Origin of the sequence: Rhodococcus sp. IEGM1428, from assembly GCF_050321865.1 — a bacterium.
GTDB lineage: Bacteria > Actinomycetota > Actinomycetes > Mycobacteriales > Mycobacteriaceae > Rhodococcoides.
In genome coordinates, this window is sequence record NZ_JBNQFW010000003.1 from 298,809 (window position 1) to 312,844 (window position 14,036).

At 60.2% G+C, this 14,036-nt stretch carries 11 protein-coding genes; 8 read left to right on the forward strand and 3 right to left on the reverse strand.

The features are described 5' to 3' along the window. Positions 1–112 precede the first annotated feature (112 nt). The 6 genes from ACQR3T_RS16215 (at position 113) to ACQR3T_RS16240 (ending at position 8,605) form a co-directional block, all read left to right on the forward strand. A complete protein-coding gene (locus tag ACQR3T_RS16215; RefSeq protein WP_428694125.1) occupies positions 113–1,432 on the forward strand; it encodes a UDP-glucose dehydrogenase family protein in 1,320 nt (439 codons plus the stop codon). 525 nt (positions 1,433–1,957) lie between these two features. Next, positions 1,958–3,445, forward strand: coding sequence for a sugar transferase (locus ACQR3T_RS16220; RefSeq protein WP_428694406.1), 1,488 nt, complete (start codon positions 1,958–1,960; stop codon positions 3,443–3,445). Between the two features lie 58 nt (positions 3,446–3,503). Beyond that, the gene (locus ACQR3T_RS16225; RefSeq protein ID WP_428694126.1) at positions 3,504–4,649 is read left to right on the forward strand and encodes a glycosyltransferase; all 1,146 of its coding nucleotides are present in this window, start codon (positions 3,504–3,506) and stop codon (positions 4,647–4,649) included. After that, the gene (locus ACQR3T_RS16230) at positions 4,633–5,802 is read left to right on the forward strand and encodes a glycosyltransferase family 4 protein (protein WP_428694127.1); all 1,170 of its coding nucleotides are present in this window, start codon (positions 4,633–4,635) and stop codon (positions 5,800–5,802) included. The genes ACQR3T_RS16225 and ACQR3T_RS16230 overlap by 17 nt, the downstream gene beginning before the upstream one ends. Beyond that, complete coding sequence (locus tag ACQR3T_RS16235; protein ID WP_428694128.1) at positions 5,799–7,646, forward strand: glycosyltransferase; 1,848 nt, start codon at positions 5,799–5,801, stop codon at positions 7,644–7,646. Before ACQR3T_RS16230 ends, ACQR3T_RS16235 begins: the two co-directional genes overlap by 4 nt. Beyond that, positions 7,643–8,605: a glycosyltransferase gene (locus ACQR3T_RS16240; RefSeq protein WP_428694129.1), complete on the forward strand. Its 963-nt coding sequence runs from the start codon at positions 7,643–7,645 to the stop codon at positions 8,603–8,605. Before ACQR3T_RS16235 ends, ACQR3T_RS16240 begins: the two co-directional genes overlap by 4 nt. A 1-nt stretch (position 8,606) precedes the next feature. Here the strand turns inward: ACQR3T_RS16240 and ACQR3T_RS16245 are convergent, their stop codons facing one another. The 3 genes from ACQR3T_RS16245 to rfbB form a co-directional block, all read right to left on the reverse strand. Beyond that, complete coding sequence (locus ACQR3T_RS16245) at positions 8,607–9,650, reverse strand: glycosyltransferase (protein WP_428694130.1); 1,044 nt, start codon at positions 9,648–9,650, stop codon at positions 8,607–8,609. A gap of 290 nt (positions 9,651–9,940) precedes the next feature. Continuing rightward, complete coding sequence (locus ACQR3T_RS16250) at positions 9,941–11,191, reverse strand: hypothetical protein (RefSeq protein ID WP_428694131.1); 1,251 nt, start codon at positions 11,189–11,191, stop codon at positions 9,941–9,943. Between the two features lie 110 nt (positions 11,192–11,301). After that, on the reverse strand, positions 11,302–12,309 hold the full coding sequence (gene rfbB / locus ACQR3T_RS16255; RefSeq protein ID WP_428694132.1) for a dTDP-glucose 4,6-dehydratase: 1,008 nt from the start codon (positions 12,307–12,309) through the stop codon (positions 11,302–11,304). A 116-nt stretch (positions 12,310–12,425) separates the two neighbouring features. Between rfbB and rfbA the strand changes: the two genes are divergently transcribed. Continuing rightward, a complete protein-coding gene (gene rfbA, locus ACQR3T_RS16260; protein WP_032381096.1) occupies positions 12,426–13,298 on the forward strand; it encodes a glucose-1-phosphate thymidylyltransferase RfbA in 873 nt (290 codons plus the stop codon). After that, positions 13,295–13,894: a dTDP-4-dehydrorhamnose 3,5-epimerase family protein gene (locus ACQR3T_RS16265; protein ID WP_428694133.1), complete on the forward strand. Its 600-nt coding sequence runs from the start codon at positions 13,295–13,297 to the stop codon at positions 13,892–13,894. Before rfbA ends, ACQR3T_RS16265 begins: the two co-directional genes overlap by 4 nt. The last annotated feature ends 142 nt before the right edge of the window (positions 13,895–14,036 follow it).

Sequence of the window (14,036 nt, forward strand, 5' to 3'; positions counted from 1 at the left end):
CTGTGTGTGCATGACCTGAAGGCGGTGTCCTCCAGGCGCTTACTGTGACGCGTCGTCACGGGCTCTTGTCGAGTACGCCATTGTTCAGATCGACCGACGGGGAATGGAACAAATGCGAATCACTGTCTTCGGTACCGGCTATCTCGGTGCCACTCACGCCGCGTGCATGGCCGAACTCGGCCACGAGGTGCTCGGTGTCGATGTGGACCCGGCCAAGCTCGCCAAGCTCGAAGCCGGTGAGGTCCCGTTCTGGGAGCCCGGTCTCGAAGAGGTGCTGCAGCGCAACATCGCAGCCGGCCGGCTGCGTTTCACCGCGTCGTACCAGGAAGCCGCAGACTTCGCGGAGGTGCACTTCCTCGGTGTCGGTACTCCTCAGAAGAAGGGGGAGTTCGCGGCCGACATGAAGTTCGTCGACTCGGTCATCGAGACGCTGGCACCACTGCTGACGAAGCCGGCCGTCATTTTCGGCAAGTCGACCGTTCCGGTGGGTACCGCCGAGCGGCTCGGCAGTATGGCCCGCGAACTCGCACCCGCTGGGGACGGCGTCGAGGTCGCGTGGAACCCGGAGTTCCTTCGCGAGGGCTACGCCGTGAAAGACACCCTTCACCCCGATCGCCTGGTGCTGGGTGTCGACCGTTCCCGTCCGGGCCGCGCGGAGGCCCTCGCCCGCGAGGTCTACGCGCAGCTGCTCGACGAGAAGATCCCATTCCTGGTCACCGATCTGGCGACCGCCGAGCTGGTCAAGGCATCGGCCAACGCGTTCCTGGCCACCAAGATCTCGTTCATCAACGCCATCGCCGAGGTGTGTGAGGCAGCCGGTGCAGACGTCACCGTCCTTGCCGACGCCATCGGCCACGACGAGCGCATCGGCCGCAAGTTCCTCAATGCCGGCATCGGCTTCGGCGGTGGCTGCCTGCCCAAGGACATCCGGGCGTTCATGGCCAGGGCGGGCGAACTCGGTGCCGACCAGGCTCTGACGTTCCTGCGCGAGGTCGACAACATCAACATGCGACGCCGTACCCGCATGGTCGAGCTGGCCCGCGAGGCATGTGGATCTCTCCTCGGCGCTCGAGTCGCCGTGCTCGGTGCGGCCTTCAAGCCCGATTCGGACGACGTGCGTGATTCACCAGCTCTGAACGTGGCCGGGCAGATCCAGCTGCAGGGTGCCGCGGTCAACGTGTACGACCCCAAGGCGATGGAGAACTCGCGGGCACTGTTCCCCACGCTGACCTACAGCAACTCCGCGCTCGAAGCCTGCGAGGGCGCTGACGTGGTGCTGGTGTTGACTGAATGGAAAGAGTTCAAAGCACTCACTCCAAAGGACCTGGAGGACGCAGTGCGCATCAAGACCCTCATCGACGGCCGCAACTGCCTGGACCCGGAGCAGTGGCGGGCGGCGGGGTGGAACTACCGCGGGCTCGGCCGTCCCTGACTACGACAGACCATCCGCGCGATAATTCATTCGTTGGAATGAATTATCACGCTCATTCTTTTGGTTGCAGCTTCTCGGCTGTTCGACTTCTTGCGACCGTCGATAACGGCAAAATGCTTGTTTCACCCCTGGTGGGGCGGTGTAGTGGTTTGTTCGGCGTGCTATTGGCAGGAGTGCGGCTTTCGATCTCACGATAAACGGCGCTGCAACCTGTGAAGCCTCACATTGCCGTATGGATTGTGTTCATGTGTAACGTTTTTCGGCCCTGGCGCGGTTACACCCGGTGGGTTCCTGTCACACGTATCGCCTAGTCAGCGAGGGTGTGGTAAACCGATTACCTGCTGTTATTTGTTTGTGATCTGCGCCGCTCGGATGGTGCTTCGGATAGCAGCATGGGACTATTTCAATTCGATACCAGTTGCTCTCCGGATTGGTTCGAACCGAACTCACGCGTTCACCTCCGGTGGACGCAGAAGTGCAGAGGAGGGGAGCACGTTGGCATCTGTCGGGGCTGCACAACGCTCTCTGTGGGGATATCCGCGTCGGCAGGGCGCAGTGGCAACACGCACCCTCACTTCGCGTCATGTGTGGGAAGAGCAGTACATCAGGCGGCTGCGTGTAACCGACGTCGTTGCCGTGGTTCTGTCGGTTGCACTGGCTCAGGTCGTGCGGTTCGGAGACGGCGATGTGGCGACCACGGGTTTGCTCCCGACGGCGACGTACACCGGGGTATCCATTGCCCTTGCTGCGCTATGGATCGCCTTCCTCGCTATCTTCCGCACCAGATCCCCTCGCGTCATCGGAAACGGCGCGGAGGAGTACCGACGTATCGTCTCGGCAACCTTCCGCCTGTTCGGTGTCATTGCGATCGTGTCGCTGCTGTTCCGCATCGACTTCGCTCGCCTGTATTTGGCCATCGCGTTGCCTGTCGGACTGCTCGCACTGCTGCTGAGTCGCTGGGTGTGGCGCAAGGTGGTCACACGAATGCGCAGTAAGGGCGAGTACAAGACGTCGGTGTTGATCGTGGGTAGCAGATCGGCCGCGGTATCGATGGCACAGTCGTTCGAGAAATCTCCGTCCTCGGGTTACGCGGTGGTGGGAATCTGCATGCCCGGCTATGAGGCTCCGCGGGACGGGCTGGTTCATGTGGAAGGTACGGACATCCCGGTGCTGGGGGATGAGCACGACGTTCTCGACGCAATCGGGGAGTGCGGTGCCGATACGGTTGCCGTCACCGCAACCGAGCACCTCGGAAACAAGGGCATTCGCAAGATGATCTGGGACCTCGAGAAGAAGGACGTCGACTTGGTGGTCGCGCCGGGTGTGGTCGATGTTGCCGGGCCGCGTCTGGTGATGCGTCCCGTGGCCGGCTTTCCGCTGATCCACGTCGAGAAGCCTCAGTACAACGGCGCGACCCGGTTCAGCAAGACCGCCTTCGACCTCACATTCGCGGCCCTGGTGCTGGTGCTGATCTCGCCGATCCTGCTCGCGGTCGCCATCGCAGTAAAGACCACCAGTCGCGGACCTGTGTTCTACAAGTCCGAGCGAATGGGCATCGACGGCACACCGTTCTCGATGATCAAGTTCCGCAGCATGACCGCCGACGCCGACAAGCAAGTTGCGCATCTCTTGGATCAAAACGAAGGTGCCGGCGGGGTTCTGTTCAAGATGCGTGACGATCCGCGCGTGACACCCGTGGGCAAAATTCTGCGGCGCTTCAGTCTCGACGAGCTTCCGCAGTTCATCAACGTTCTCAAGCGCGAAATGAGTGTGGTGGGGCCGAGGCCACCGCTGCGCCGCGAGGTCGAGACCTACAACGGTGAGGTTCGTCGACGACTACTGGTCAAGCCGGGAGTCACTGGCCTATGGCAGGTCAGCGGTAGATCCGATCTGTCGTGGGAAGAGACTGTCCGGCTTGATCTTTCGTATGTAGAGAACTGGTCGATGGTGGGGGATCTGCTCATCATCGCCAAGACCATGAAGGCCGTGGCTGGAAGCGACGGGGCGTATTGAGCTTGCCCAAGTCGGGTGTTCGTCGCGCTGTTCTCATGTCGGGAGAGTCAGGAATTCAATGAGCAAGTCAGTTGCAATCATCGGTACGCGGGGATACCCGAGCTATTACGGCGGATTCGAGACGCTAATCAGGCGTCTGGCTCCGTACTTGGTCGAATCGGGCTGGGACGTGACGGTCTACGGGCGTCCCGGCGCAGTAAAGGCCGACGACCGGCTCCTGGACCCCCGGGTGGAATCCGTCATGACCAAAGGACTCGAAACCAAGTCGCTCAGTACGCTGAGCTACGGCTTCACTTCGTCACTCAGTGCGGCTCGTCGCAAGCCCGATGTCGCATTGATCATGAACGTGGCCAACGGTTATTGGCTCCCTCTGCTCCGCTCACGCGGGATTCCCACGGTGGTCAACGTCGATGGGATCGAGTGGGAGCGAGCAAAGTGGGGGACCAACGCCAAGCGCGTGTTTCGCGGCGGAGCACGCTTGACGGCGAAGTATGCCTCCGAATTGGTCTGCGACTCACACGAGATTCGACGGCGTTGGCAGCGCGATTTCGGTCGAGAAGGAGTATTCATTCCGTACGGCGGAGACGCTCCCGATCAACTTCCGGTCGTGGACGGCTTGAAGTCCAGGGAGTACGTGCTGGTCGTGGCCCGATTCGTACCCGAGAACACAGTGCCTGAATTCTTGGAAGCCGCCAAAGAGCTCAGTAAGAAGTGGAATGTGGTGATCGTCGGTTCGACGGGCTACGGCGGTGAGTTGGATCTTGCGGCTGCAAAGTTGGCTGAAGAGTCCCCTCGCGTGAGGTGGCTCGGTCATGTCAGCGACGACAACAAGTTGTTTTCGCTCTGGCAGCATGCCGGAGCTTATTTTCACGGTCACAGCGTCGGCGGAACGAATCCCGCGCTGGTCCAAGCAATGGCGTGCGGTGCACCGGTCGTTGCCCGCGACACTGTGTACAACAGAGAGGTGCTTTCCGAGGCTGCCACTTTCGTGCAGCCGGACCCTCCCAGCATCACGGCTGCCGTGGGTCGCGCGATGACCGACAGGATGTGGCAAGACTCGTCCGCGGCGCTGTCTTTTCAGCGGTCGCAAGAGCTCTACACCTGGGAGGGTGTGTGCAGCAGTTACGAGTCATTGCTGGATGAAGTCACCACACCCGGTACGGTACATCGCGACAAGCTCGTGAATCGTGTCGCGGGCAGCTAGCCTCGAGATGGGTAAGACGCCCCCGGTTCTTCGCATAATTCCGGAGCTCCGAGCAGATCATGTCAAGAGAAGCCAGAACCTGACGGCAGCGGACACGCTGTACCTCGAAACGAACCCGGATCTGCCCGGCACGCACATCCCCGGGGATTTCCGGCGAGTGTCCATGCTGGGCTTGCTCAAGCATGTAATCCTCTCGCGTGCAACAGTGTTGGAGCTTCCTGAGCCCCTGTGGGTGCGGTTCCTTCCGCGGACGATCTCGGCGGCTCTGGCATGGAAAGCGTCCAGATTAGTCAGGCGGACCCCTGGATCGACCGTCGTCTATGCAATCGAGAACAATGACCCGATCGCTCTGTTGTTCGGAAATCGAAGGGTGGCAAGAGGCTTCGCGTGGCCCCTGGTATTGCTTCTCGGAGTAGCCATCCGAAGCAGCGTCGATCGTGTGTGTTTTGGAAGCGAGGGATCGCGCGAGACCTATCAGTCGATTCCCCTAGTGAGAGGCATCGATCACGCAGTTGTGGTCAACCTGCCCGCCAGGCCGGCCTCCGTGGCTGCGTCCGTGCCCGTCGATGAGACTCGGAGCAATCGTGTGTCTTTCGTGGGTGTCTTGGCGGCCCGCAAGGGTATTGACGTGTTGATGCAGTCGTGGCCTTCGGTGGAACAATGTTGTTCGGAAGCAGTCCTCACCATTGTGGGAGACGGGCCGATGAGCCGCCAAGTCGAGCAGTGGAGCGCAGAGAACCCCAAGAATCGTAAATTCTGTGGCCGTCTCCCACATTCCCAGGTTTCGAGCATTGTCGGTCGGAGTGCTCTGCTCGTAGCTCCGTCGGTCCGAGACGGTCGGTGGAGGGAGCAGATCGGTCTGCCCATTCTCGAGGCGCTGACAGTGGGCGCGACTGTGGTGACCAGTGATGAGACAGCATTGGCGACTTGGCTTTCAGCACAGGGGCATTCGGTGATACCTGTGCACGATTTGTCCAGGAGCCTGGCTGGCGAAATTGTCGATCGCTTGAAAATGCCGTTGCCCACCGACGAAGTTATCGCATCACTGCCGGAGGTATCAGGACGTGTGTCGGCGGACAAGTGGATGAGTCAAGCTCAGCACTTACGCTTCGATGACTCGACCGGGGATCAGAGTAGGAATGAGAACCCATGACCAGCCCGACAAGACCTCGCGTCGATCGTGTGGTGGCGGTAGTGGTGCACCACAAGAGCTATGACTCAGTTGGGTCGACCGTAGGGCTGTTGATCGATGACGGAATCGATAACACGCGTGTGGTCGTAGTAGACAACGGACAAGAACCCGACCGACGTGCCGAACTTGCGGCGTTGCTGCCGGACGGAGTGCATCTCTTGTTCGAGGAGAACCGTGGCTACGGTGCCGCGGTCAACAAAGGTGTCGAGTATGCAGATTCGCTCGGCGTGCCTTACGACTATCTCCTAGTGTCCACGCATGAGTGTCGCGTCGAGACGGGCGCGGTCGAAACGCTCGTTGCGGCGCTGGACCGAAACCCTGAGGCTGCAATCGTAGGCCCGACGCTGACTTCAGGGGAAGGAGACGAATTCATCTGGTCCGCGGGTGGGTTGCTCACTCCGAGGCTCCGGCTGCCTCGGCACTACTTCCACCGAGCCGCAGAGGTTCCTCCTCAGGCAGATGCTGAGGTGGGCAGGGAATGGCTCGACGGCGCGTTCCTGGTCACCAGGCGATCCGCATTGCGAGACCGGGCGGTGGACGAGCGGTTCTTCATGTACATGGAGGAAGTCGATCACCATGTCGCACTCAGAAATCGCGGATGGAAGATCCTGTGGATACCGTCAGCGCGTGTGTGGCAGTCGTCCGGCGGAATTCCGCCCTACTACCTCGGGCGCAACATGCAGCTGTTTCAAAGATGGAACGGGACACCGATAAGTCGCATAGCTGCCACACCATGGTCGATCGCGCATCGAGCATTGTCCGACGTACGGCACAGGAAGGGCCTGAACAGCGTATCTGCAATGATCAGGGGCTGGAAAGATGCCCGAGGAGTGCGCGACCTAGCAGGCGGCCCGGTCGTCATCGTCAATCCACTCGGCGGAGCACTTGCTCATTACGAACGCGAATTGACAGACGTGATTCAAGAAGTGGGTCACAGCACTATTACGTTGTCGGCGTTCGAGCCCTCCCATAGTGGCGGGTCGCGGTTGGGATGGCTCTCGGCCTACTTCCGTCTCTTGATCCGGTCTCGGTTGACCAAGAAACGCCATACCACGGTAGTGGTGTGGCCGGCCTTGGGCTATCTCGACGCTGTGCTGGTTCGCCTTCTCGCTGGATCCAGAGCTTTTGTCGTACTTCATGATCCAAGTCCACTCGTGCGGTCCGTCGGATACGACGGAGTCTCGATTCGGCTCGCTAGGGTACTCGCTGGCGATAGATTTATCATCCACAGTGAAGCGGCGGAAAGAGTCACCAAGTCTTCGAACATCGAAAGCACTGTGCTGCCACATCCAGTGCTCGCGCCGATACAACGCCAAGGGGACTCGCCCGGCCGGCGCGTTGTTCGGGTGCTCGGGCAATACAAGCCAGACAGGGATTTGGTGGCGCTCGAGGAGATTGCGGTCTCGATCTGCGACAAGGACGTCGAACTGGAGATACTGGGCCGAGGGTGGCCTGAAGTGAAGGGTTGGACCGTCACTGACGAATTCTTGTCAGAGCAGGACTTCGACGATGCCGTGGACTCAGCGAGCGTAGTCGTGATTCCCTATCGGAAGTTCTTCCAAAGCGGTGTGGCCATAAGGTGCTTCGAGCGCGGGACACCGGTCGTCGGTGTAGGCGGAACCAGCCTCGACGAGTTGGTCGGCGTTGACCGCGAACTTCTCGTCGGTCCGTCGTATTCGTCAACATGGTCCGAGGCCGTGAAGTATGCGCTCGAACGCAAAGAACTCGGCGATCAGCCAGAGTCGAACGCAGTACGGATGGCCAGCCTGGCCGGCTGGAACCATTGGCTGGGGTCGGTGTCATGAGCAGCGAGTTGACAATGCTTGCCCTGGGCCGACGTACAGATCGTGTGGACGAGGCATGGGCCCGTTCCGGGCGCGTGACGTCGGTAGTTCGTTTCGAGCATGCGGCACCCTCTGGAGTGCGCTTCGGCAAACGGGTCTTCGGAATCGCTGTGGACTCCTTTGTTCTCGCGGCCAAGGCGAGGCTCCAACACGGTAGCGAGAGCTTTCTGTGTGCCAATCCGTGGATTGCTGTGGCCCTCAAAGCCGTTGGTGTGTCCGCTTTTGCGGTGACCGGCCTCTATGCGGTGCCTGGCACCAACAGCTGGAAGCTTCTTCAGCGGTCGTTGAAAGACATCCCGATTGTGACGACCGCAGAAATCGAAGCCGAACAGTGGGTGAATGAGGGCGGTAAAGCGACCGCAGTTCTGTACGGCAACACATTCGGGTACCCCGCAGCGTCGACCTCAACGACGGTTCCGACGATTTTCATCGGTGGTACCTCCGATCGCGATACCGAACTGATCGGCTCCCTCGTCGACGAAGTCCGGGCCGACACCCGGAGCGTGCGACTCATCATCGCCGACGGCTCGGGTTCAAGAATGTGGCAGGGAGAACGCGCCGAGATCGAACACTTCGGACGGGTGAGTTCGGAAGAGTTCGGCAGAATCATGAGTACGAGTGACGTTGTGTTTTTGCCGATCTTGAACAAGCCCAGAGCTTCGGGGCACATGGTGTGTGTCGGCGCATTGGAGTGCGGGCTGCCGGTGGTGTCATCGGAATGCACTGGAATGGACGGGTACGTCGACGGAAAATTCGTGACACACTTGGATCCGGAGGCGTCGATTCTCGATCAATTAATCGCGTGCGCTGATGGGCCGCTGGATAGCGAGCAGGTCAGGGCATACTGGACGGAAAACTTCAGCCTGGACGCGTACATCGGACGGGTGCTGACGGCCGTGGACCATCTGACAGGTCGGTAGGTCAACGTCCAGCAGCCGTCGCTTCGGGGTCGTTGTGAGGGCGAGCTGAGTTCATCCATCGATCGAAGTCGTGTCTCGAGCTGGTGAGTGGAAGCGTACCCACGATCTGGGCTGCTGGTCGTGGTGTTCGAGTCTTAACCAGCATCACCTCGGCAAGTCGTCTGTAGTCGACGTCTTGAGGGACAACCGTGTGACCGTTTTCGCTGAGCCATTCGGCGTAGCCAGTTTGATCGGTGGCAATTATCTCGCAGCCATGTGCCAGCCCCTCCATTATCGGCAGACCGATCTGTTCGCGCCACCGCGGAGTCGATTGGGAGAGTAGAACGAGCGTTGATGCGCGACGCAGATGGGTATGTATTTCGTCACGTGGAGGGTCGACGACCACTTGGACGTTGGAGTGAGATTTGCTCCAGGCAACTACAAAGTCAAGAAGCGGTCCCTGACCGATTATTGTGAATGTGATGTCCGCGCGATCCCATACTTCGTCCCAGAGACGCATCGCTTGTCTGATTCCTTTACGATCCGAAAACTCACCCACAAAGAGTAGGTTCGCTTTCTTTGCGGGACCGTGGCAGGTGCATGGCGTAGGTAACTCCAGAGCTTCAGTGACATCCATGTGAGACAGTATTTTCGGTACCAGCAGTCGGTAATTGCTTGCGGCACCGGGGGTGCCGAATGCGATTCGGTCCACTGGTTTTATGAGGTACGCGCAGATCGATCGAACGAAGAATTTCACCCAACTTGGAGGAATTGGAAGAAGATCTCGGATCGGCAGTATCGGTGAGTTGTTTTCGATTGCGTATGTAGTCAGTTGAAACCGCCTGCGAAGGACGCTGCGAGAAATCCTTGCGGCAGTCGTGTAGAGAACAAGTGATGGCCAAGCCCTCACCATGAACGGCTCGTTGATCTCGATGAACTGCTCGTTTGCGGTCAGTATGCGCCAGACCGTCTGAAGGCGGCTCGACCGCTGGAGGCTGATGTTCTCGGTGAGTTGCTCCTCGAAGTCGTACATCCGCTCGCGATACAAGAGATGGCCGGTGGTCATCGTTCGAAGATCCGATAGGTGGGTACTGCGGATGGATTCGTAGATCCTGAGAACGGAAAAATTGGGAACTTTGTCCGTTATGCGAGAATGCCGGTCTGCCCGATCTTGGCGTGTTTGATGGGCATACCGGTTTGCAAGCATGTCGACTCCCGAATTTCAGTCCTAGGATCCACTGATCTCTGCCAAAGCAGGAGGCTACCCCGTTTTGCTCGGATTTTGCGGAATGGGGACCGAATTGTATTCAAACGCACGACAGCGCACCGCCGGGGCGGCGTAGCCATTTTGTCGTCTTAAGAAGTAAGGCTGCCGATCCATGTACCAGCCAAGAAGGCGGTACACAACAAAGTCCAAAGCCCAATCCAATTGTTCTTCAGAGCAAGCAAGAGAAGCACGGCACCGGCGGCATCCACCGCTGCATATGCGGCGAGTAGGACATTGAGGTCGAAAGTTGTCATGCGGGATGAAGCAATGACGGCCAGGGCAACAGCCGAGACTGACACCATGGTCAGGCGGGAAGCGCTCGGAGGTAGGAAGCGAAATGTCATTCGCTGAGCCACCGCGGCAGTGGTGGCACTGACGAGCCAAACGCCGACGATGACGACCGGTATCAAAAATTCCCGGAACCAGACAGCGGCAATGACACCGCCGACAATTCCGATCGGTGCTAATCCGATCCATAGGACAGTCAGGAATTTGTGTCCGGCCTTGGGCGAGTCAGTGGACTGATGGACTAGGGTCGGCACTACTGCGTTCACGAGGGTGGCCGACGCGGCACCAACAATTTTTGTAGCGACACTCAAGATCGTCAGGCTAGATGCTGGAAGTAGTACCGCCGTCGACTGGATCAGGACTAGGGCTACCTGCCCAACACTCGAACGTGCGAAGAACCACCCAGCACCTGACTTCGACCCAGATGTCTGGTTGGGGACCGTGTCGAGGATGTGTTGTCCGACTCCCATCATGCGCATAACCATCAGAAGTCCAACATTGCCTACGATCAGCGCGCAGAGCATGGCAGTGACTGCATGAACGGGGTCGCTCCATGGTGCGATCAGCGTCGCGACCGCCAAGATGTTGGCGGGAAGCGCAATGCCGGACATCCAACGAGGGTCACCCTCAGCCTCGGAAAGCACTGCACGAGACCAGACCAACGCTTGCACGAACGCGTTCGCGGCACTGCAGACAACGATTGGCAGGAGTGCACTGCCGAGCTTCCCGTTCCACTCGAGCCAGATGGCCCCTACCCCTACGAAGGCAAGACCTAAGACCGGCGTTGACCAACGAAGGATATTCACCCCTCCCCTGGAAATCCGACGCTCGCTGAGCAGCATCGGGTACAACACCCCGACGAGGAGAGTCGAGGTAGGCAGTAACCCGAGGTTCCAGAGATAGAAGTACGCGTCAGTCGAGGTGTTGGCACCGTTTTGCCAAATCAAAAGCGCTAGTTGAACAACCCCGGTTCCTTGGGACGCGAGGGACAGGATCGGTCCACGAAGCAGAGCGAGATGCTGCCGCGCTTTCGGTTTTACGATCGATGTCACCTTCCAACTATGGCTGCCGTTCGACGTATGGACAACACGAGCAGCCAATGCTGCCGCCCGCATCCGATTCTGCTTCTGGAAGACGCGGCCGGCAGACCTTCGCCCGCCACCTACTTCGCGACCACGGATTCCTTCTGCGCGTAGACCGCTTCGGTGGCGTCTTTCTGCGGTCGCCACCACTGTTTGTTGTCGCGGTACCAGTCGACGGTTGCCTTCAAGCCGGCCCGGAAGTCGATATAGGTTGGCGTCCAGCCCAATTCGGTGCGTAGCTTGGTCGAATCGATGGCGTAGCGCAGATCGTGACCGGGGCGGTCGGTGACGAAGTCGAAGGCGTCGGGTGCGTTGCCGGTTTCTTCGAGGATCGCTTCGAGGACGGTGCGGTTGTTCGCTTCGCCGTCGGCTCCGATGAGGTAGGTCTCGCCGATGCGGCCGCCGTCGATGATGGCCCAGACGGCGCTGTTGTGATCGTCCACGTGGATCCAGTCGCGCACGTTCTGCCCGGCACCGTAGAGCTTGGGGCGTGAGCCGCTGAGGATGTTGGTGATCTGGCGCGGGATGAACTTCTCCACGTGCTGGTAGGGGCCGTAGTTGTTGGAGCAGTTGGAGATGGTGGAGCGGACCCCGAACGAGCGGGTCCAGGCGCGCACCAGCAGATCGCTCGATGCTTTGGTGGACGAGTACGGGCTCGACGGGTTGTACGGGGTCGATTCGGTGAAGCGTGCCGGATCGTCGAGTTCGAGGTCGCCGTACACCTCGTCGGTGGAGATGTGGTGGTAGCGGACGTCGTGTTCGCGGACCGCATTGAGCAACGTGGTGGTGCCGATGACGTTGGTGTGCACGAACGGCCACGGGTCGGTCAAAGAGTTGTCGTTGTGGGATTCTGCGGCGAAGTGGACGACGAGATCCGTCTCGCGGACGAGGCGGTCGACGAGGTCGGCGTCGGCGATGTCGCCGTGCACGAACTCGATCCGGTCGGCGACTGGCTCGAGGGATGCCTTGTTGCCTGCGTAGGTGAGCTTGTCGAGCACGGTGACCTGCGAGTCGGGGCGCTGCGCGAGGGTCTGATGTACGAAGTTCGCGCCGATGAACCCGGCCCCACCCGTGACAAGAATTCTCATGAACCAGCACGCTACTAGTCGGGCATGCGGTAACACCTCCACGGCGGTCGATGTCACAATTGACTCGTCTGGCTGCACCGCGCGGGCTCGCGGTATCTCTGGAAGACTGCGCTCTCATGCGGGGAATCATTCTGGCGGGCGGCACGGGCTCGCGTCTTCATCCGATCACGATGGGCGTCAGCAAACAGCTGGTCCCGGTCTACGACAAACCGATGATCTACTACCCGCTCTCGACCCTGATCCTCGCCGGGATCCGCGAGATCCTCATCATCACCACACCCCAGGACGCCGACCAATTCACCCGCCTCCTCGGTGACGGCTCCCAATTCGGAATCTCCCTGACCTACAAGGTCCAGCACGAGCCGAACGGCCTCGCCCAAGCATTCGTCCTCGGAGCCGAGCACATCGGCACCGACTCCGCGGCATTGGTGTTGGGCGACAACATCTTCTACGGCCCCGGCCTGGGCACCCAACTGTCCCGCTTCGAGACCATCGACGGCGGAGCCGTCTTCGCCTACGAAGTCTCCGACCCCACCGCCTACGGCGTCATCGAATTCGACGACAACCGCAAGGCCATCTCGTTGGAAGAAAAGCCGGCCGCCCCGAAATCGAACTACGCCGTCCCCGGCCTGTACTTCTACGACAACGACGTCATCGCCATCGCCCGCGACCTCACCCCGTCCGCGCGTGGGGAATACGAGATCACCGACGTCAACCGCCACTACCTGGAGGCCGGCCGCCTCCAGGTCGAGGTCCTGCCCCGCGGCACCGCCTGGCTCGACACCGGCACCTTCGACTCCCTCCTCGACGCCTCGAACTACGTGCGCACCATCGAACAACGCCAAGGCCTGAAAATCGGATCCCCCGAAGAAGTGGCCTGGCGACGCGGATTCATCACCGACGACGAACTGCGCGTGCGGGCCGAGAAACTCGTCAAATCCGGCTACGGCACCTACCTGCTCGATCTGATCGACCGAGGGAACCGATGACCTTTCGTGAGCTGAGCATCGCCGGTGCCTACGAATACACCCCACGCCAGTTCGGCGACGACCGCGGCGTGTTCTTCGAATGGTTCAAAGCCGGCCTCTTCGAGAAGACCACCGGCCGAGCATTGGAGCTGAAGCAGGCGAACTGCTCGGTCTCCGCCGCAGGCGTCCTGCGCGGAATCCACTTCACCACCAACCCACCCGGGCAAGCCAAATACGTCACCTGCGCCCGCGGAGCGTTCCTCGACGTCATCGTCGACCTGCGTGTCGGCTCCCCGACGTTCGGGCAATGGGACTCGGTGCTGATCGACGACATCGACCGCAAAGCAGTGTTTCTCTCCGAAGGACTCGGCCACGCCATCTTGTCGTTGGAAGACAATTCCACCGTCATGTACCTGTGCAGCCTTGAGTACACCCCGTCACTGGACCGCGACATCAACCCTCTCGACCCCGCCCTGGGCATCGACTGGCCCACCACCGGACGCGACGGCACTCCCCTGACCTACGAGCTCTCCGACAAGGACACAGCCGCCCCCACCCTCGCCCAGGCCCTCGACAACGGGAGCCTGCCCACCTTTCACACCGCTGGGTGTCCGTAAACCGAACGGTCTTCGAAATGCGTGGTGCCTAACAGTCCGAACCCTGGATTGTGTGGATGCGGCGGGCGTTGAGTCCGTAGTTAACTGAAAAAGCCACTTGCGCAGTGTGTTTCGCAGGGCCTTGATCCTCTGCATCAAAGTC